This window comes from Plantactinospora sp. B5E13, from assembly GCF_039871775.1.
GTDB lineage: Bacteria > Actinomycetota > Actinomycetes > Mycobacteriales > Micromonosporaceae > Plantactinospora.
Map to the genome: position 1 here is coordinate 1 of NZ_JBDPLT010000082.1, position 17,787 is coordinate 17,787.

General features: G+C 71.3%; 13 protein-coding genes, 2 tRNA genes and 1 pseudogene. 6 read left to right on the forward strand and 10 right to left on the reverse strand.

Annotation, left to right across the window (positions count from 1 at the left end; genetic code table 11):
* Positions 1-176: 176 nt before the first annotated feature.
* The 4 genes from ABGB05_RS36060 to ABGB05_RS36075 all read right to left on the reverse strand — a co-directional run bounded on the left by ABGB05_RS36060 (position 177) and on the right by ABGB05_RS36075 (position 4,753).
* Positions 177-250, reverse strand: a tRNA-Met gene (locus tag ABGB05_RS36060).
* A gap of 163 nt (positions 251-413) precedes the next feature.
* Positions 414-487 (reverse strand) — tRNA-Met (locus ABGB05_RS36065).
* Between the two features lie 139 nt (positions 488-626).
* The gene (locus tag ABGB05_RS36070; RefSeq protein WP_347658520.1) at positions 627-3,632 is read right to left on the reverse strand and encodes a UPF0182 family protein; all 3,006 of its coding nucleotides are present in this window, start codon (positions 3,630-3,632) and stop codon (positions 627-629) included.
* A 104-nt stretch (positions 3,633-3,736) separates the two neighbouring features.
* Positions 3,737-4,753, reverse strand: coding sequence for a PDZ domain-containing protein (locus tag ABGB05_RS36075; RefSeq protein ID WP_347658521.1), 1,017 nt, complete (start codon positions 4,751-4,753; stop codon positions 3,737-3,739).
* A 226-nt stretch (positions 4,754-4,979) separates the two neighbouring features.
* On the opposite strand from ABGB05_RS36075, the gene ABGB05_RS36080 reads away from it, so the two are divergent.
* Complete coding sequence (locus ABGB05_RS36080; protein WP_347658532.1) at positions 4,980-6,284, forward strand: zinc-dependent metalloprotease; 1,305 nt, start codon at positions 4,980-4,982, stop codon at positions 6,282-6,284.
* Between the two features lie 57 nt (positions 6,285-6,341).
* Here ABGB05_RS36080 and ABGB05_RS36085 read toward each other — a convergent pair whose 3' ends face one another.
* Positions 6,342-6,941: a hypothetical protein gene (locus ABGB05_RS36085; protein WP_347658522.1), complete on the reverse strand. Its 600-nt coding sequence runs from the start codon at positions 6,939-6,941 to the stop codon at positions 6,342-6,344.
* 74 nt (positions 6,942-7,015) lie between these two features.
* The gene (locus tag ABGB05_RS36090) at positions 7,016-7,546 is read right to left on the reverse strand and encodes a M48 family metallopeptidase (RefSeq protein WP_347658523.1); all 531 of its coding nucleotides are present in this window, start codon (positions 7,544-7,546) and stop codon (positions 7,016-7,018) included.
* 499 nt (positions 7,547-8,045) lie between these two features.
* Between ABGB05_RS36090 and ABGB05_RS36095 the strand changes: the two genes are divergently transcribed.
* From ABGB05_RS36095 to ABGB05_RS36105, 3 genes are all read left to right on the forward strand, one after another.
* The gene (locus ABGB05_RS36095; protein ID WP_347658524.1) at positions 8,046-8,213 is read left to right on the forward strand and encodes a DUF5679 domain-containing protein; all 168 of its coding nucleotides are present in this window, start codon (positions 8,046-8,048) and stop codon (positions 8,211-8,213) included.
* Positions 8,214-8,445: 232 nt separating this feature from the next.
* On the forward strand, positions 8,446-9,507 hold the full coding sequence (locus ABGB05_RS36100; RefSeq protein WP_347658525.1) for a PqqD family protein: 1,062 nt from the start codon (positions 8,446-8,448) through the stop codon (positions 9,505-9,507).
* A 228-nt stretch (positions 9,508-9,735) separates the two neighbouring features.
* Positions 9,736-11,136, forward strand: coding sequence for an AarF/ABC1/UbiB kinase family protein (locus tag ABGB05_RS36105; protein WP_347658526.1), 1,401 nt, complete (start codon positions 9,736-9,738; stop codon positions 11,134-11,136).
* A gap of 434 nt (positions 11,137-11,570) precedes the next feature.
* Here the strand turns inward: ABGB05_RS36105 and ABGB05_RS36110 are convergent, their stop codons facing one another.
* From ABGB05_RS36110 to ABGB05_RS36120, 3 genes are all read right to left on the reverse strand, one after another.
* Positions 11,571-11,936, reverse strand: coding sequence for a WhiB family transcriptional regulator (locus ABGB05_RS36110; RefSeq protein ID WP_347658527.1), 366 nt, complete (start codon positions 11,934-11,936; stop codon positions 11,571-11,573).
* A gap of 133 nt (positions 11,937-12,069) precedes the next feature.
* On the reverse strand, positions 12,070-12,330 hold the full coding sequence (locus tag ABGB05_RS36115) for a hypothetical protein (protein ID WP_347658528.1): 261 nt from the start codon (positions 12,328-12,330) through the stop codon (positions 12,070-12,072).
* A gap of 128 nt (positions 12,331-12,458) precedes the next feature.
* Positions 12,459-14,666, reverse strand: coding sequence for an ATP-dependent DNA helicase UvrD2 (locus ABGB05_RS36120; protein WP_347658529.1), 2,208 nt, complete (start codon positions 14,664-14,666; stop codon positions 12,459-12,461).
* Positions 14,667-14,802: 136 nt separating this feature from the next.
* On the opposite strand from ABGB05_RS36120, the gene ABGB05_RS36125 reads away from it, so the two are divergent.
* Positions 14,803-15,048, forward strand: coding sequence for a mycoredoxin (locus tag ABGB05_RS36125; protein WP_347658530.1), 246 nt, complete (start codon positions 14,803-14,805; stop codon positions 15,046-15,048).
* Between the two features lie 288 nt (positions 15,049-15,336).
* Here the strand turns inward: ABGB05_RS36125 and ABGB05_RS36130 are convergent.
* Positions 15,337-16,518, reverse strand: a pseudogene (locus ABGB05_RS36130) (MFS transporter); the annotation flags it as partial.
* A gap of 204 nt (positions 16,519-16,722) precedes the next feature.
* Between ABGB05_RS36130 and ABGB05_RS36135 the strand changes: the two are divergent.
* Positions 16,723-17,697 (forward strand): helix-turn-helix transcriptional regulator, encoded by a 975-nt coding sequence (locus ABGB05_RS36135; RefSeq protein WP_347658531.1) that lies wholly within the window; start codon positions 16,723-16,725, stop codon positions 17,695-17,697.
* Positions 17,698-17,787: the final 90 nt, after the last annotated feature.

Here is a 17,787-nt window from a genome sequence, read left to right on the forward strand (position 1 = left end):
TCGAGCGGTACGGGCGCGGGCCGTGGGCCACCCCACCGGAGCGACACCGGCCCGGACGACGACCGCCCGCCCGCCCGCCCGCCCGCAGCTCACCTGCTGACCAATTGCTCGGCAAAAAATCAGAGCCCGCCTCCCTGACCTGCGGGAGACGGGCTCTGATTTTGATGCTTTTCTCGTAGCGGGGACAGGATTTGAACCTGCGACCTCTGGGTTATGAGCCCAGCGAGCTACCGAGCTGCTCCACCCCGCGTCGGCCTGTTAACCCTAGCGCACACCGCCCATCGCCCGCAAAACGAGGGCAGAACTGCCCGTACAGAGCCGACCGGGCCCGGCGACGGAGGCCCCAGCGCTCGGAAACAGCCCACACGACAACGGCCCCCCGGACGATTCCGAGGGGCCGTTGTCGTGTTCAGTAGCGGGGACAGGATTTGAACCTGCGACCTCTGGGTTATGAGCCCAGCGAGCTACCGAGCTGCTCCACCCCGCGTCGGCTCGTAGAGGTTAGCCCAGCCGGCCCCGCCAAGGCAAAACGATTCCGGAATCGGCACCGGCGGCCGCCGAGGGCGACCGCCGGTGTTGATTCCTCCCGATCGACAAGACTCAGCGAGGATTGTTGTTACCGGGACTCAGCTGCCCGGCGACGGTGGCGCGGTCGGCGGTGGCGCGGTCGGCGTACCACCCGCCGGTGAACCCGTCGGGGTCGGCCCGGCAGCGGGCGTCGCCGCCCGCTGGGCCGCCTGGAACTCGTTCATCGCGTCGTCCAGCGCCTTCAGCGCCCGGCCGTACCGCTCGAAGTCGCCCGAGGTCTGGGCGGCCTTCACCTCCGCGATCGCAGTCTGCACCTTGGTCGCGGCGGCGGTCAGCTCCGGCGTCAGCGACGGGGTGTTGTCGCCCGGCGGCGGTGACGGCGGCGGGTTGGTGTTGTCGCCGGGCGGCGGAGGCGGCGGAGTGCCGGTGTTGGCCTCCTTCGCCTGCCGGACGAGGTCCTTGACCCCCTCCTCCAGGCTGTTGGCCAGCGCCACGTACTGGCCACCGTCGCCGTACGAGATCAGCACCCGCTGCAGCAGCGGATAGGCGTTCTGCTGGTTGCTCTTCACGTACACCGGCTCGACGTAGAGCATGCCGTTGCCGAACGGCAGGGACAGCAGGTTGCCGTACTGCACCTGCGCCTGGTTCGAGGTGAGCAGGTTCAGCTGCTGTCGGATCGTCGCGTTGTTGGTCATGTTCTGGTGCACCTGCACCGGCCCGGAGACCGCCGTCTGGTCGGGCAGTTCCAGCACCTCCAGCCGGGGCTGGCCGTCGACGTACGACCCACTGATCAACGCGGCGAGGTTCTGCCGGCCGGCCGGGGTGACCGCGGAGGTGAGCTGGAAACGCGGCGCCTCCTGCTCCGGGAACTGGGTCAGCAGGTAGTACGGCGGCTGCCGCTTACCGCTGTCCGGCGCGTCCGGAGCGTTCGGCACCTCCCAGAAGTCCTGCCCGGTGAAGAACTCGCCCGGGTTTGTCACGTGGAACCTGGCCAGCAGGTTCCGTTGCACCTTGAACAGGTCCGCCGGGTAGCGGAAGTGCGCCGCCAGGTCGGCCGGGATCTCCGACTTCGGGATCACCAGGTCGCCGCCGAACGCCTTGTTCCAGGCCTTCAGCACCGGGTCCTTGTCGTCCATCTGGTAGAGCTTGACCGTGCCGTCGTACGCGTCGACGGTGGCCTTGACCGAGTTCCGGATGTAGTTGATGTTCTCCCGGGCCAGCTCGAAGGTGCCGAGGCCGGTCAGCTCGTCGGCCGTCTCCTCCTGCAGGTTCACCTGGTGGGCGTACGGGTAGGTGGCGGCGGTGGTGTAACCGTCGACGATCCACTGGATCCGCCCGCCGATCACCGCCGGGTACGGGTCGCCGTCCAGGGTGAGGAACGGCGCCACCTTCTCCACCCGGTCCCGGGGGTTCCGCACGTAGAGCAGCTTGGAGTTGTCGTTGACCGCGCCGGAGAGGACGAAGTTCGGCTCCTGCTCCTTGATCGAGTAGAGCAGTCGGCGACCGAACGAGCCGATGTCGACGCCGCCGGCGCCGGTGTAGGTGTAGGTCTGCTCGCCGCCCTCGCCGGTGGGCCGGTCGAACTCGACGTGGCGCTCCGGGTCGGTCTGGCCGACGATCGCGTAGTCGGCGTCGTCCATCTGCTCGCCGTAGTAGATCCGCGGCTGCTCGGCGACGATCTGCTCGGCCGCCGAGGAGCAGCCCTCCTGGCGCTGGTCGCCGAGGAAGCCGGAGACGAAGTACGGCTGACCGCCACAGACCACCCGGTTGGCCGGCGCGCTCACCATGCCGTACCCGTGGGTGTAGATGGTGTGCCGGTTGATCCAGTTGCTCTGCTGGTCGGTCAGCTTCAGGTAGTTGATCTCGCGCATGCCGACCACGACGTCCTGGGTCTTGCCGCCGATCTGGTACCTGTCGATGTCCAGCTTCTCGCCGAAGTCGTAGAAGCTCCGCACCTGCTGCGCCAGGGTGTACGTCTCGGAGACCAGCTGCGGGTCGAGCAGCCGGACGTTCGGCACCACCGTGGTGTCGGTGGCCAGGTTCTCCGGCGGCCGCAGGTTCGACGCGCTGTAGGGCGAAACCTTACTCTCGGTGAGACCGAAGGCGTCCCGGGTGGCCTGGATGCTGCGCTCGATGTAGAGCGCCTCCTTGTCCCGCACGCTCGGCCGGACCTCGAAGGTCTGCACCGCCCACGGGTAGATTCCGCCGATCGCCACCGCCGAGATGCCGAGCAGGGCGAGCGAGATGCCCGGCCAGACCAGGTTCCGCATCACCGCGTTGGAGAAGACGATGATCGCGACCGCGACCACGATCGAGATGTACGCCAGGATCTCCTTCGCCGGCAGCAGGGCGTTGATGTCCGCGTAGCCGGCGCCGTAGAGATCCACACCCTCGTTGAACTCGAGCAGCATGGCCCGCCGGTCGAGCACGTACGCCACGGCCTTGAGCAGCACGAAGACCGCCACGAGGGTGGTCAGGTGGGCCCGGGCGGCGTTTGTCATCCGGTCGCCGACACCCTGCAGCCGTACCCCGCCGAAGATGTAGTGCACCGCCAGCGAGCCGATCACCGCCAGCACCACCGCGGTGAAGCCGACCCCGAGCAGGTAGCGCAGGAACGGGAACTGGAAGACGTAGAAGCCGACGTCGATGTTGAACTCGGGGTCCCGTACCCCGAAGTTCTGGGAGTTGCGGAAGAGCATCCACTGACCCCATCGGGTCTGTGCGGAGAGGCCGGCGAAGAGCCCGACGACAACCCCGATCGCCGCGAGCCAGGCCCCGATCCGGGGCGCCAGGACCGAGCGGTACCGCTCCAGCGTCACCTGTTCCGGCGAGTTCGGCCGCAGCAGCGGACGGAGCCGGTAGGCCAGCCACATGTTGCCGGCCACCAGCAGTGCCATCGCCAGACCGACCGCGACGAAGAGCAGGATCCGGGTGACCAGCACGCCGGAGAAGACCTCGGTGTAGTCGACCTCCTGGAACCAGAGCCAGTCGGTCCACGCCTGCACACCCCAGCCGAGCAGGGTGAGCAGTAGGAACACCCCGAGGAGTACGCCCACGGTGACGCGGCCGCGCCGACTCATTCTTGGTAGGGGGCTGCTACGCATGACCACTGTTGGCTCCGCACGTTCGGAAGTGACCGGCTCTGATCAGGCACCTAGACTACGGGGTATTCCTGAATACGATCGGTCCCCTACCACCACCGGTCGGTTCAGCACTTCGGCGGCTGCCCACCCGCCCGGATGGTGGCCAACGCGGCGAGCGCGTCCTGCAGGGTCCCGATCCGGGCCATCGGCAGTCCCGGCTGGGCGTTGCGGACCGCCTCCGCACAGTTGTCGGCCGGCACCAGGAAGTACGTCGCACCGGCGTGCTTCGCCCCGACGAGCTTCTGCGGGATCCCGCCGATCGGCCCGACCTGACCCTCGTCGTTGATCGTGCCGGTGCCGGCGATGATCCGGCCACCGGTCAGGTCCTCGGGGGTGAGCTTGTCGACGATGCCGAGGGCGAACATCAGGCCGGCGCTCGGGCCACCGATGTCGCCCAGGTCGATCTTCAGCTCGAACGGGTGCGGCTGCTGCTGCTCGATTTCGACGCCGATCCGGGGCGGTCCGCCGTCGGTGGACCGGGTCACCACGGTCGCGGTGGCGTCGGCGCCGTCCCGGGTGTAGCCGATCGTCAGCGTGCTGCCCGCCGGCTTGGCCTGCACCAACCGGGTCAGCGTGCCGGCGGTCGGCACCGGCTGCCCGTCGACCGAGGTGATGACGTCCCCGGCCTTCAGGACGCCGTCCGAGGCACCGCCCGCGACGACGTTCTTGACGGTCACCCGTACCGGGAACCCGAGTTCGCGCAGCGCCGCGGTCTCGGCGCTGGTCTGCGACGCGGCGAAGTCCTCGGCGTTGCGCTGCTCCACCTGCTGCTGCGTCTCCCCCGGCGGGTAGATCAGCTCGTACGGCACCACGGCCTCGTCGGAGGAGAACCAACCGGCGATCGCGGTGATCAGTTTGACCTCGGGCTGGACGCCGACCGTGGTGAGCCGCAACTGCCCGGCGGAGGTGGAGGTCTCCCGGCCGGACACCTGGATCACCTCCTTGTCGTCCTGCCGGCCCAGGGTGTCCACCGTCGGGCCGGGGCCGAGTACGACGTACGGGATCGGGGCCGCGAGCAGACCGAGGCTGAGCAGGGCGGTGATCACCGCACCGAGCAGAACCGTGACACCGCGACGTCTCATAGGCCGAAGCGTACCGAGCGGCGGCTGGCCGCCCGCCGGGTGAACCCGTCTCTTCCCCGAGCCGGGGTGGGTGGGACAGCTCAGGGTTTTCCCGGGTTCACTGTCGGCGCAACACCGGGGCGGGCGTACGGAGGTTCGGCGCGCGTACCGTGGACGGGTGCCTGATATTCCGTTCGGCTTCGCCCTGCCGGGTGGTCAACCGCCCGACCCCAACGACCCGCGGCAGATGCAGCAGTTCATGGCCCAGCTGCAGCAACTGCTCGCCGCGCCGGGCAGCGGCCCGGTCAACTGGGACCTGGCCCGCCAGGTCGCGGCCAGCCAGCTCGCCGCGGCCGGCGACCCGGCCGTGACGCCGTACGAGCGCAACGCGGTCGAGGAGGCGCTCCGCCTCGCCGACCTGTGGCTCGAACCCGCCTCGGCACATCCCTCCGGCATCCGTCTCTCGGTGGCGTGGAACCGCAACGAGTGGATCTACCGGACCCTCGACGTCTGGCGGAAGCTCTGCGACCCGGTCGCCGGGCGGATGGTCGGCGCGATGGGTGACCTGGTACCGCCGGAGGCCCGGGCGCAGCTCGGCCCGATGCAGTCCATGCTCAGCACGCTCGGTGGGGCGTTGTTCGGCGGACAGCTCGGGCAGGCGCTCGGCTCGCTCGCCGCCGAGGTGCTCTCGGCCGGTGACATCGGCCTGCCGCTCGGCCCGGCCGGCACGGCCGCGCTCGTCCCGGCCAACATCAAGGAGTACGGCGAGGGCCTGGAGCTGCCCGAGGACGAGGTACGCCTCTACGTCGCCCTGCGTGAGGCGGCGCACCAGCGGCTCTTCCAGCACGTGCCCTGGCTGCGCGGCCACGTCCTCACCGCCGTCGAGATGTACGCGGCCGGCATCACGGTGAACCGGGAGGCGATCGAGGAGGCGATGGGCCGACTCGATCCGACGAACCCGGAGTCGATGCAGACGCTGGCCGTGGAGGGGATCTTCACCCCGGAGGACACCCCGGCGCAGAAGGCCTCGCTGACCCGGCTGGAGACCACCCTCGCCCTGGTCGAGGGCTGGGTGTGCCACGTCGTGGACACCGCCGCGGCGGGCCGGCTGCCGAACGTCAACCGGCTCAGCGAGGCGTTCCGCCGCCGTCGGGCGGCCGGCGGTCCGGCGGAGCAGACGTTCGCCGCGCTGGTCGGGCTGGAGCTGCGTCCCCGCCGGCTGCGGGAGGCGGCGGCACTGTGGGCGGCGTTGACCGAGCACCGGGGCATCGCCGGACGGGACGCTCTCTGGGGCCACCCGGACCTGCTGCCCGGCGAGTCGGACTTCGCCGACCCGGACGCCTTCGCCCGCTCCCAGCTCGACCTCGGTGACCTCGACGACTTCGACTTCACCGTGCCCGGCCCGGCCGAGCCGGGCCAGGACCGGCCCGCCGGGTCCGCCGGGTCCGCCGGGTCCGCCGAGGACCGTACCGACGAGCCGGGGCCGGGGCAGTCCGACAGGCCGGACGAGTCCGACGGGCCGGGCGCCGCCGGTTCCGGTAGGCCGGAGTAGGTCTCGGGGCAGGGCCGGCCGGGAAACCGGCCCGTCCTGCCCACCCGCCTGCCCGGTTCAGCGGCCGAGCAGCATCCGGGTGGTGTCCCAGCCCTCGACGGCCGGGTCGAGGGTGGCCAGGTCCGCCGCGCCCCGGAGACGCCGCCAGCCCGGGCTGACCGCGACCTCGGCCGGTCGTGGGGCGGCGCCCCGGATGAGGCGGACGTCGGCGACGTCCAGATCGATCTCGGGCAGCCAGTCCGGTGCCGGTAGCCGGGCCGCCACCCCGAGCAGGCCCGGTTCCGGACCGAGCGCGGGCGCGACCACGACCGTACGGGTGGTCAGCGGGCGAAGCAGCTTGCCGAGCAGCAGCCCCGGCACGTCCGGTGCGTCGGCGGCGACGACGGCCGCCTGGTCGTAGCCGTCCTCGGCGGCGGCGGCGAGCACCGCGCCGACCCGGTTGGTCGCGAGGTCGTAGACGGGCATGCCGGGCCATCCGATCGCGTCGGCCAGGGCCCGGTCGGCGGCGGTGGCGGCGATCGCGGCGTCCACCCCGTTGAGGGTGGCGACCAGGTCGACCACGTCCTCGGCGAGCGCGGAGCGCCAGCGCGCCGGTTCGGTCCCCGGCGGCGCCCAGGGGACGGGTCCGAGCATCACCACGATCACACGGCGGGCCACCGCCCGACCCTAGTACGGCCCGACGACGGCCCGGACGCCGGCGGCCGGACAGGCCCGGCGGCCCAACCGGCGGCTCAGTCGGCCAGTTCGATGCCGGCGGCGGCCGCGACACCCTCCAGGTAGCCCCGGGCCCGCTCGGTCTTCGGGTAACGGCCGACCAGGGCCCAGAATCGTGCGTTGTGGCTCGGCACCACGAGGTGCGCCAACTCGTGCAGCAACACGTAGTCGATCACCCAGTCCGGCATTTCCTGGATCCGGTGGGAGATCCGAATGGTCCGGTCGGCGGGCGTACACGAACCCCAACGACCATTCTGATTCGTCACCCAGCGGACGCTCGCCGGGACCGCAGCCCGCCCGTGTTCGCTGAGGTAGCGGTCGATGAGTCGACGGGAGCGGAGCAGGAGTTCCTCGTCGGAGCGACCGGCCCGTTCCTCGCGGGCGGCGAGCCGGGCGAGCATCCGGTCCACCCACTCGCTCTCCTCGGCCCGGGAGAACTGGTCGGGGATGAGCACCACGACGCGCTCGCCGTCCCGATAGGCGGACACCGTCCGGCGCCGACGCTGACTGCGCCGTACCTCGACGACCGGCTTGCGCAACCCCGCCATTACCGGTCCGCGCCGCCCCGGGTTTCGTTCACGATGGAAAACTAATGCTTACCAACCAGGGGACCGCAAGAGTCAACACGGAGATTGCCGCCGGAAAAATACCGGTTAGCCCTGAACCGTCCGGAAAAAATTCATTAAGATGATCGTCCCGCGAGCACCGAGCGGGTCTGCGGCGGCTCTGCCGGACCGCGTCGCCCACGGTAGACGATCATGCTGGACCGATGTTTCCAGCCCCCCGGACGGCCGTTCGACGCGGTTCATCCGGCGTGTCCCTGCGAAACTGACTTATCCGACCTATTCCGGCATGCACACTCTGGTCGTCGGCTTCCTCACAGTGTCGACAGATTGCTGACATGGAACTGCCCAGATCTGGGTAGGGTCCGCGGACCGGCGGTCACAGCGGTGGCCGCGGAGAAACCCCAGCGCTGGCGCCTACGTGGCCCGCCGCCGGGCGCACGTCAGGCTCGAAAGAGCCGACGAAAGAGACGAGGAGGGCACCGTGGCCGAAAGGGCCCAGACCTACAACGGTTACTGCGTCAAGTGCAAGGAGAAGCGTGACTTCGAGGGCAACGTCGAGGTTTCCAAGACGGGCATGAACATGGCCAAGGGCAAGTGCCCGGTCTGCGGCACGACCGTCAACCGGATCCTGGGCAAGGCCAAGGTCTGACCTCGACAGGACGCGAGCTGCGGGAAGGGGTGGCGAACAGCCACCCCTTCCCGCTTTCCAGCCCACCGGCTGTCGCGGTACGGACACCGGACAACATGTCCACGCGGCGACAAAAGTTACCTACGGGTTGTGGAAAACCTGTCAAATCCTGTGGATAGAGCGGTGCGCAGCGCCGGTACGTTGTGGACAACGGCCGGTACGCCGAACCGACGCGGTGACAGCGTGTCACGCCATGACCCGAAACGTGCTGCCCCGACCCACCCTGCTGCCCGGCCTCGCCCGTCTCTGGCGGGACCGGCACACCCTGCAACTGGGCCTCGACCCCCGCCGTGCGGTCCTGGTCGAGCTGGCCAACCCGGCCACCGCCCGGCTCCTCGACCTGCTCGACGGCACCCGGAGTGAGCGGGCCGTCCTGGAGCACGCCGACAACATCAACGTCACCCGGGACGACGCCCGTACCCTGATCGACACCCTGCGGGCCGCCGGCCTGGTCGTCGCCGGGCACACCCTGTTCCCCACCGACCTCGCCGAGCCGGTACGCCAACGCCTCGCCGCCGAGGCCGCCGCCCTCGCCCTGCGCGGACCGGACACACCCGGCACCCCCGCCCAGCTCCTCCGCCGCCGGGCAGCCGCCCGGGTCGTGGTGACCGGTCCGGGCCGGCTCGCCGCCCCGCTCGCGATCGCCCTGGCCCAGGCCGGGATCGGCCACGTCCACCCCGACCTGGCCGGTCCGGTCCTCCCGACCGACTCCTCCGGCGGTGGACTCCCCGCCTCCGACGTACGCCGACCGCGCGCCACGGCCGTCGCCGAGGCGATCGTCCGCTGCATCCCCGGCACCGACACCCGGCCGCTGCGACGCGGAGACGCCGACCTGGTGGTCCAGGTCGGCGCCGACCGGCCCGCCGGGCTGCTCGCCGCCGGTTTCGCCCAGCGGCGACAGGCTCACCTGCTGCTCGACCTGCGGGACGGCACACCGGTCGTCGGTCCCCTGGTCCCGGTCTCCGGCTCGCCCTGCCTCAACTGCCTGGACCTGCACAGACAGGACCGCGACCCCGGCTGGCCCGGGCTGGCCGCCCAACTGGCCGGTGGCACCACGCCGGAACCCTGTCTGACCGTCAACCTGATCAGCGCGGTCGGCTACACCGTCGCCGAGGTACTCGCCTTCCTCGAGGGCGGCGCCCCGGAGACGGTCGGTGGGGCGGTGGAGCTGCCCTGGCCGGGCCGGGTCCGGCGACGTACCTGGCCACCCCACCCGGCCTGTGGCTGCGGTCGCCGCCGCCCACCGGGTCGGTAGTCGGGGTGGCAGCCCGCTGGGCCCGGCAGCCCGACGCCGGGGTGGCTGAACCACCGTCCGGTGGGCCGACTGGCGGCTTCCGGCAATAGCACGATCCCGCCCACGGCGTGACGAAACCGCCCTGCGCACCGGGCCAGCTGCGAAAACGGGCACCATCGCTGGCAGGACGTGGCCCGAGCCACCTGCCGACGGCGGCCGCAACGGCGTCGCGTCGGTAACAATGATCTGGTGACCGACATCCCGCGCCGTGCCGTCTCCCGGACCGCCAAGCTCGCCGCTCTGCCGCTCGGCTTCGCGGGCCGGACCGTGCTCGGCGTCGGCAAGCGGGTGACCGGGCTCGCCTCCGAGGTGATCTCGAACGAGATCCAGCAACGCACCGCCGAGCAACTGTTCAGCGTCCTCGGGCAGCTCAAGGGCGGTGCGATGAAGTTCGGCCAGGCCCTGTCGGTATTCGAGGCGGCCCTGCCGGAGGAGATCGCGGCACCGTACCGGCAGGCGTTGACCAAGCTCCAGGAGGCGGCGCCACCGCTGCCGGCCGCCAGCGTGCACAAGGTGCTCGCCGAGCAGCTCGGGCCGGACTGGCGGTCGTACTTCCTCGAATTCGACGACAAGCCGGCGGCGGCCGCGAGCATCGGGCAGGTGCACCGGGCGATCTGGAAGACCGACGCCCCGGTCCCGCCCGCCGGTCGACGCCGGGGCGGTAGAACCCGCGCCGGGGCCGCCGACCAGGAGGAGACGACGCCGACCGGTCGGCCGGTGGCGGTCAAGGTGCAGTACCCGGGTGCCGGGCCGGCGCTGCTCTCCGACCTCAAGCAGCTGTCCCGGCTCGGCGCCATGTTCCGGGCCATCCAGCCCGGCCTGGACATCAAGCCGCTGCTCAGCGAGCTCCGCGAACGGATCAGCGAAGAACTCGACTACCAGCTGGAGGCGGAGAGCCAGCGCGCCTTCGCCGCCGCGTACGCCGACGACCCGGAGATCTTCGTCCCCGGTGTGGTGGCGGCCGCGCCCCAGGTCCTGGTGACGGACTGGGTCGAGGGAAAGCCGCTGTCCCAGATCATCGACTCCGGTACGGAGGCCGAACGCGACCAGGCCGGCCGGCTGATGGCCACCCTGCACTTCTCCGCGCCGATGCGGGCCGGGCTGCTGCACGCCGACCCGCACCCGGGCAATTTCCGACTGCTCCCGGACGGTCGACTCGGGGTGATCGACTTCGGGGCGGTGGCCCGACTCCCCGGCGGGCACCCGGAGCCGATCGGCCGGCTGGTCCGGCTGGCCCTGGCCGGCGAGGCCGACGCCGTGGTCGCCGGGCTGCGCGAGGAGGGCTTCATCCGGGTCGACAACCCGATCGACGCCCAGGCCGTACTCGACTTCCTGATGCCGATCCTGCAACCGCTGTCGGTCGAGGAGTTCCGGTTCACCCGTGCCTGGCTGCGGGTCGAGGCGGCCCGGATCGCCAACCCCCGGTCGCCCGCCTACCAGCTGGGTCGGCAGCTCAACCTGCCCCCCTCGTACCTGCTGATCCACCGGGTCACCCTCGGTTCGATCGGGGTGCTCTGCCAACTGGAGGCGAAGGCGCCGTACCGGGGCATCGTGGAACGCTGGCTACCCGGATTCGCCCCGGTGCCCTGAACCAGACTGTGCCAGGCCGGCCAAATCAGGCCCGGTCGGGGCAGTCAGGCCAGCTCGGGTCGGACGTGGCGAGGGGCCCGTCGCCGGTGGATCTCTCCACCGCGACGGGCCCCTCGGTCATCTCGGCTCGACGGTTCGTCAGGTCGGCGGGCACACCCGCCGACGGGATCTGTTACAGGCTGCCCAGATCGCGCGCGGCCCGGCGGCGGGCCTCGATGGCGATCGTACGGGCAGAACGGGTTGCCTCAGTGCTCGTGATGGTGCGACCGGCCTGAGGCCGCCGCATTCGGGCCCGGGACAACGCTTCGTGGATGAGATACATCTTCGGTACTCCGCTCAGGGTGGGCAGGGCTTGATTGGTCGACGTCGCCGCGGTTACCTCGGCGACCCGGGGTGCCGGAGCGAATCCGGCGGTCGTACGGATCGGGTTCATGTCAGGCCGCCAGCCGGACCGTGTTGCGCGACTCGGCGAGCCCGTTGGCCGCCAGCCGCGCCTGGGCCTCGACCCGGAGCGCCGCGTCCCGGGCGACGTCCTCCTTGCGCGGACGGCCACGGGGCCGCTTGCGCGGAACAACCGCGCCACGCTCGAAGATCTCGCCGCCCCAGACACCCCACGGCTCGGCCCGCTCCACCGCACCGGCCAGGCACTCGACGCGCAGCGGGCAGTCCCCGCAGAGCGACTTGGCCAGCTCCAGCTCGGCAGGCGAGTCGGCGAACCACAGGTCAGGGTCGAACTTCCGGCAGGGCAGGTTCGCCTCCCACTCGACGTTCGCGTCGAGGGTGGCCAACGCCAGACTCATCGCCCGGTCACCTCTCTCTCGTTCCGATCTCGTAGATCGCAGTTCCGACGTACTGCTGTAGTGCGGAAATAACTAAGGCCGCGGATCCCGGTGTACGGGTTCCGCGGCCTCGAGGTGAGCCGGCAGGTCTGTGCTAGACCGGTCTCCCTCGAGGTGGAACCCCGCTGACATCCATCCGCTTGACGCCGACCCGGATGCCATTGCCCGTGAATCCACTGGTCCCCTGGCGCTCGACGGACACGCGGGCCTGACCCAGCTCGGCCTGGGTCGAGACCTGGTGCGCCGGCGAAAGCCGTGGGGTGTCGGCGGCCAGGATGCACCGGGCCTCCGACAGCGGAGCGAGGACAGCGGGCAGCGCCCACGGTCGCTCGACGAGATACGTCTTCGTCACCATGGGACTCGCCTCCTGACTCTCACTCGTAACCAACATCGGACTCAAACCCCTCGTGAGCAGCCGGAAAGCCGCCGCTCTCAAAGGTGTGCCATGAGGCTATGCCTCCCCCGGGGGCGAGGGCAAACGATTTACGGCTGGATTACAGAACTTTCTTCCGGGGCCGCTCCGCCGTCCTCCGGACCGGCCGCCATCAGCACGTCGTCGACCTCGGACCCATCGATCAACGCGAGTACCGCGTCGCCGTACAGGCCGAGTTTGCGGGGACCGATGCCGGCGATGGCGAGCAGCTCCTCCGACCGGGACGGACGCCGCTCGGCGAGCGCCAACAGGGTGGCGTCGGTGAAGACCACGTAGGCGGGGACCTTCTGCGCACCGGAGACCCGGCTGCGCCACTCGCGCAGCCGCTCGTAGAGCCCCTCGTCCAGGTCCGACGGGCAGTCCGCGCACCGGCCCAACTTCCGGTCCGCCCCGGCGAGCAGGGTCGCGCCGCAGACCCGACACGAGACGACCACCCGCCGACGGTCGGCTTTCCGACCGCTCCCGGCGCCCTCCGACGTACGCCCACCGCCCGGCCGGCCACCGCCGGACCGGTCGAACTGGGGCAGGAACCGGCACGGACGCCGGGACCGGCCGCCCGGCGAGCGGGCCAGTCCGTACGACAGCCAGAGCCACTCCCGGGCCCGGGTGACCCCGACGTAGAGCAGCCGCCGTTCCTCCTCGACCTGCTCCGGTGTGCGGGCGTAGCTGGTCGGCAGGGTGCCGTCGGAGAGCCCGACCAGGAACACCGCATCCCACTCCAGTCCCTTGGCCGAGTGCAGCGAGGCCAGGGTCACCCCCTCGACCGTCGGTACGTGCTGCGCGGCGGCCCGCCGGGCCAGCTCCTCGTTGAAGTCCGCCAACGAGGCCGGCCGTTCGACAGTGGCTGCCTCACCGATCGGCAGGACGGCCGGGCTGGCCGCGTACTCCTCGGCGAGCTGGACCAGCGCGGCGAGCGCCTCCCAGCGTTCCCGGGCGGCACCGCCGGACGGGGGTTGATCCGGTGCCCAGCCGACCGCGGTCAGCGCCTCGACCACGGCCGGCACCAGCGGGGTGTCCCCCGGTGTGCTCCGGGTCGCCGCCCGGAGCGCGACCAGCGCCTGCCGGACCTCGGCCCGTTCGAAGAACCGCTCCGCACCCTGGACCTGGTACGGCACCTCCGCCTCGGCCAGCGCCTTCTCGTACGCCTCGGACTGGGCGTTGGTCCGGAACAGGACCGCGATCTCCCGGGCCGGTGTGCCGGCGGCGATCAGCTCCCGGCACCGGACCGCGACCGCGGCGGCCTCGGCCGGCTCGTCGGGGAAGATCCGCACGTCCGGTTCGGGGCCCGGCGGGCGCTGTCCGACCAGTTCCAGTCGCAGCCGGGCCTCGGCGCCGCTGGCCTGTCGGATCACCGCGTTGGCCAGTCCGACCACCTGCGGCGTCGAGCGGTAGTCCCGGACCAGCCGGACCACCACCGCGTCCCGGTGGTGGCGGGGAAAGTCGATCAGGTGGCCGGAGGTGGCGCCGGTGAACGAGTAGATCGTCTGGCTGGCGTCGCCGACCACGGTCAGGTCCTCCCGGCCGCCGAGCCAGGCGTCCAGCAGCCGTTGCTGCAGCGGGTTCACGTCCTGGTACTCGTCGACGACAAAGTGCCGGTACTGGGTCCGGATCTGCTCGGCGACGTCCGGGTGTTCCTCGATCCCCCAGACCGCGGCCCGCAGCATGTCCTCGAAGTCGATCACCCCGTTGGCCCGTTTCGCCTTCTCGTAGGCGGTGAAGACCTCGGCGACCTTCGCCGGCTCGAACGGGGTCTCCCGGGTGGCCTTGGCCGCCGCGACCACGTACTCCCCCGGCTCGACCAGCGACGACTTGGCCCACTCGATCTCGCCGGCCAGGTCCCGGGCGGCGGCCCGGTCGGTACGCAGCCCGGCCCGGGCGGCGGCCAGGGTGACCAGCCGCACCTTGCTGTCCAGCAGTTCGGGCATCTCCCGGCCGGCGAGCAGCCGGGGTGCGAAGTAGCGGACCTGGCGCAGCGCGGCGCCGTGGAACGTCCGGGCCTGCACCCCCGGCACCCCGAGCCCACCGAGCCGGGCCCGCATCTCGGCGGCGGCCCGCGCGGTGAAGGTGACCGCGAGCACATGCCGGGCGGCGATCTCACCGCTACGCACCCGGTACGCGATCCGGTGGGTGATCGCTCTGGTCTTGCCGGTGCCGGCGCCGGCCAGGATGCAAACCGGCCCGGCCGGCGCGGTCACCGCCGTCCGCTGCTCCGGGTCGAGCCCGGCCAGGATCCGTTCCAGGTCTGAGTCAGCCGCCACAGCTAGGAATCATGGCAGCCCCCGCCGACGTTGCACCTTTAGCCTGTGTGATCGACATCCCGTCCGATCCGATGTCCGGCCGACCCCCATCGGCCCGACCTGGCCCGACGACACGCACACCGCGGAGGTCCCGACGATGTTGACGATGTATTCCACGTCCTGGTGCGGTTACTGCCACCGGCTGAAGTCGCAGTTCGACCGGGAGGGCATCGGCTACCAGGTGGTGGACATCGAGCAGGACCCGGCGGCCGCCGAGTACGTGATGAGCGTCAACGGTGGCAACCAGACGGTGCCGACCGTCCGGTTCCCGGACGGCACCGCGCTGACCAACCCGTCGATCGTCGACGTCAAGAAGCAGCTGGCCGCGCTCGCCGGAAACTGACCTGTCCGGAAGGCCCCTTCCTGTCGCAACGTGCAGAGGAAGGGGCCTTCCCGACCGCCCGTCCGTTCAGCGCTGCCCGCCGGTCGTTCCGCCGCCCGGCAGGGCGCCCGTCGTGACGGCGGGCGCCGTCGGCGCCACGGCGGTGTCGGACCGGGCCGCCGTCACGACGGTGTCGGACCGGGCCGCCGGGGCGACAGTGTCAGACCGGGCCGCCGGGACGGTGGTGTCGGACCGGCCGTCGCGTGGCCTGGGGATCGCCGCCGGTACCGCCACCGGCGGTCGGGCGGCCGCCGGCGGGCTGAGCCGTCGACCGGCCCACAGGTAGCTCGCCGCCACGGTCATCACCACCGTCATCGCCACGAAGAGCAGCCGGTAGTCCAGCACCCCGACCAGCAGCGCGCCGGTGCCGATGGAGACCGCCTGCGGTCCGCTGATCAACGCCGCCGACGCCGCGCCGACCCGGCCGAGCAGGAACCCCGGGGTACGACGCTGGATCAGCGTCGCCATCCCGACCAGGGCGATCGGCAGGTTGAAGCCGAGCAGGACCAGGGCGACGAACGCCAGCCAGAGCGTCGGGTACGCGAGCAGCAGCGCGCCGGTCCCGAAGCTGGCCACCCCGAGGGCGAGGGCGGCCACCTCGCCGAACCGGCGCACCACCACGGGCGAGAGCAGCCCGCCGAGCAGCCCGCCGATGCCCTGTACGGTCACCAGCACGCCGACGAAGGCGGGTTCCCGGCCGAGCCCCCGGTCGACGTACGCGAAGATCAACGACTCGCTGAAACCCATCACCAGTACGGCCAGCGCGACCCCGACCACGGCCCGGCGCAGGGCCGGTTCGCCGGTCAGGTGCCGCAGGCCCGCCCCCATCTCGGTCAGCCAGCGCAACCGGCTGCGCTGTGGCCCCGGCTCGTCGACGCGCAGCAGGGTGACCGCGGTCGCGGCGGCCAGGAAACCCAGCACCCCGACGAGGGCCAGCGGCCAGCCGCCCGCCGTGGTGTAGAGCGCCGCACCGGCCAGTGGGCCGACCAGCCGTAGTCCCTGTTTGACGGTCTGCAGCGCGCCGTTCGCGTCGGCCATCAGGTCCTCGGGCATGATCTCCTTGAGCAGGCCGTTCAGCGCCGCGTTGAGCGCGACGTAGCCGAGGCCGTAGAGGGCGCCGACCGCGTAGATGATCCAGACGTCGTCCCGGTCGCGGACCAGGAACAGCGGGGTCAGGACCAGCGCGGTACCGAGGTTCGCGGCGATCAGGAAGGGCCGGCGCCGGAACCGGTCCACCACCCAGCCGACGATCGGGGCGAAGACCATCGGCGCGATCATCGCGAAGATGGTCGCGCCGGCCATGCCGTCCGAACCGGTCAGGTCCTTGACCCAGACGGCCAACGCCAACAACATGATCGACTCTGCGGTCATGCTGAACGCGAGGCCGGCGAAGAGGAGCCGGAAGTCGGGGCGGCGCAGGACGGTTCGCATCGGGCGGTCCCTTCGGGATGGGGGCGTCGTCGAACGTGGACAGGGTGGAGCGCCAACAACAGGCAACCATCACCCATTGCGACACGCCGTGTCGATTCAGCAGCGGACAGTGCGCAGCGAGGGGCATACTGGTCCGCTGGGGCGCGCAACGGACCGTCCACACCCAGCCCACCAGGGCCCGACGCGATCGATAGCGAGAATCCAGTGCCTCCTCAACCCAGCCCGATCCTGCGACGACGCCGGCTCGGCGCGGAACTGCGCCGCCTGCGGGAGAACGCCAAGCTCACCGGTGACCAGGTCATCGAGGCGGTGGGCTGGGCCTCGGCGTCCAAACTCTCCCGACTCGAGAACGGCCGCAGCCGGCCGGACCTGAAGGACGTACTCGACCTGCTCGACCTGTACCGGGTCACCGGCCCGGTCCGGGACGACCTGGTCAACATCGTCGGCGAGGCCGGCGACATCCGGAGCTGGCTGCGGTCGTACCAGGTGATGACCCCACGGCAGCAGGTCTTCGCGGAGCTGGAGGCCGGTTGCGCCGAGATCCGCGAGTACAGCCCGGTGATCGTCCCCGGCCTGCTGCAGACCAAGGGGTACGCCAAGGTGCGCATCCTCTCCTCACGCAAGCTGGTGACCGATCCCGAGCACGACGACACCGAGGACCCGGAGACCGAGGTGGCCGCCCGGATGGCCCGGCAGTCGCTGCTCACCCGGGGCAGCGAGCCGCCGCGCTACTCGGCGGTGATCGAGGAGGCGGCCCTGGGCAGCCGGGCCGGTCCCCGGGAGGTCGTACGCGCCCAGTTGGCCCAGTTGCGCAAGCTCGCCGCACTGCCGAACGTCACGCTCCAGGTGCTGCTCGCCGAGACGGCGATCGCCGACTGGTACCTGCCGCACACCGGGTTCTCGCTGTACCGGTTCGCCGAGCTGCAGGACCCGGAGACCCTGGCGATCGAGGGGCAGTCGAAGAACCTGATCCTCACCGACCAGCACGAGATCGCGACGTACAACGTCATCTTCGAGTGGTTGCAGGGGGCGGCACTCAGTCCCGACGAGACCCTCGAGTGGCTGGCCGAGAACGCCGCCCGGCGGTCGGCCCGACCGGCCCGGGGCACCGCCGGCCGGGCCCCGGCGATCCCACCGGCCCAACGCAGCCGGCGTACCGGACGACTGACGGAGCAGTAGCGGCGCGGTCCGACCACGCGACCACGAGGACCGGGCGGCGCCGCCCGGAACCGGGCCAACGGGGCCGTCGACTCCCGACCGGGAGTCGAC

Coding starts and splice junctions, on each gene's coding strand:
- ABGB05_RS36070 (WP_347658520.1), bottom strand. CDS start 3,632: ATGCGTAGCAGCCCCCTACCAAGAATGAGTCGGCGCGGCCGCGTCACC.
- ABGB05_RS36075 (WP_347658521.1), bottom strand. CDS start 4,753: ATGAGACGTCGCGGTGTCACGGTTCTGCTCGGTGCGGTGATCACCGCC.
- ABGB05_RS36080 (WP_347658532.1), top strand. CDS start 4,980: ATGCAGCAGTTCATGGCCCAGCTGCAGCAACTGCTCGCCGCGCCGGGC.
- ABGB05_RS36090 (WP_347658523.1), bottom strand. CDS start 7,546: ATGGCGGGGTTGCGCAAGCCGGTCGTCGAGGTACGGCGCAGTCAGCGT.
- ABGB05_RS36100 (WP_347658525.1), top strand. CDS start 8,446: ATGACCCGAAACGTGCTGCCCCGACCCACCCTGCTGCCCGGCCTCGCC.
- ABGB05_RS36110 (WP_347658527.1), bottom strand. CDS start 11,936: ATGAGTCTGGCGTTGGCCACCCTCGACGCGAACGTCGAGTGGGAGGCG.
- ABGB05_RS36115 (WP_347658528.1), bottom strand. CDS start 12,330: ATGGTGACGAAGACGTATCTCGTCGAGCGACCGTGGGCGCTGCCCGCT.
- ABGB05_RS36125 (WP_347658530.1), top strand. CDS start 14,803: ATGTTGACGATGTATTCCACGTCCTGGTGCGGTTACTGCCACCGGCTG.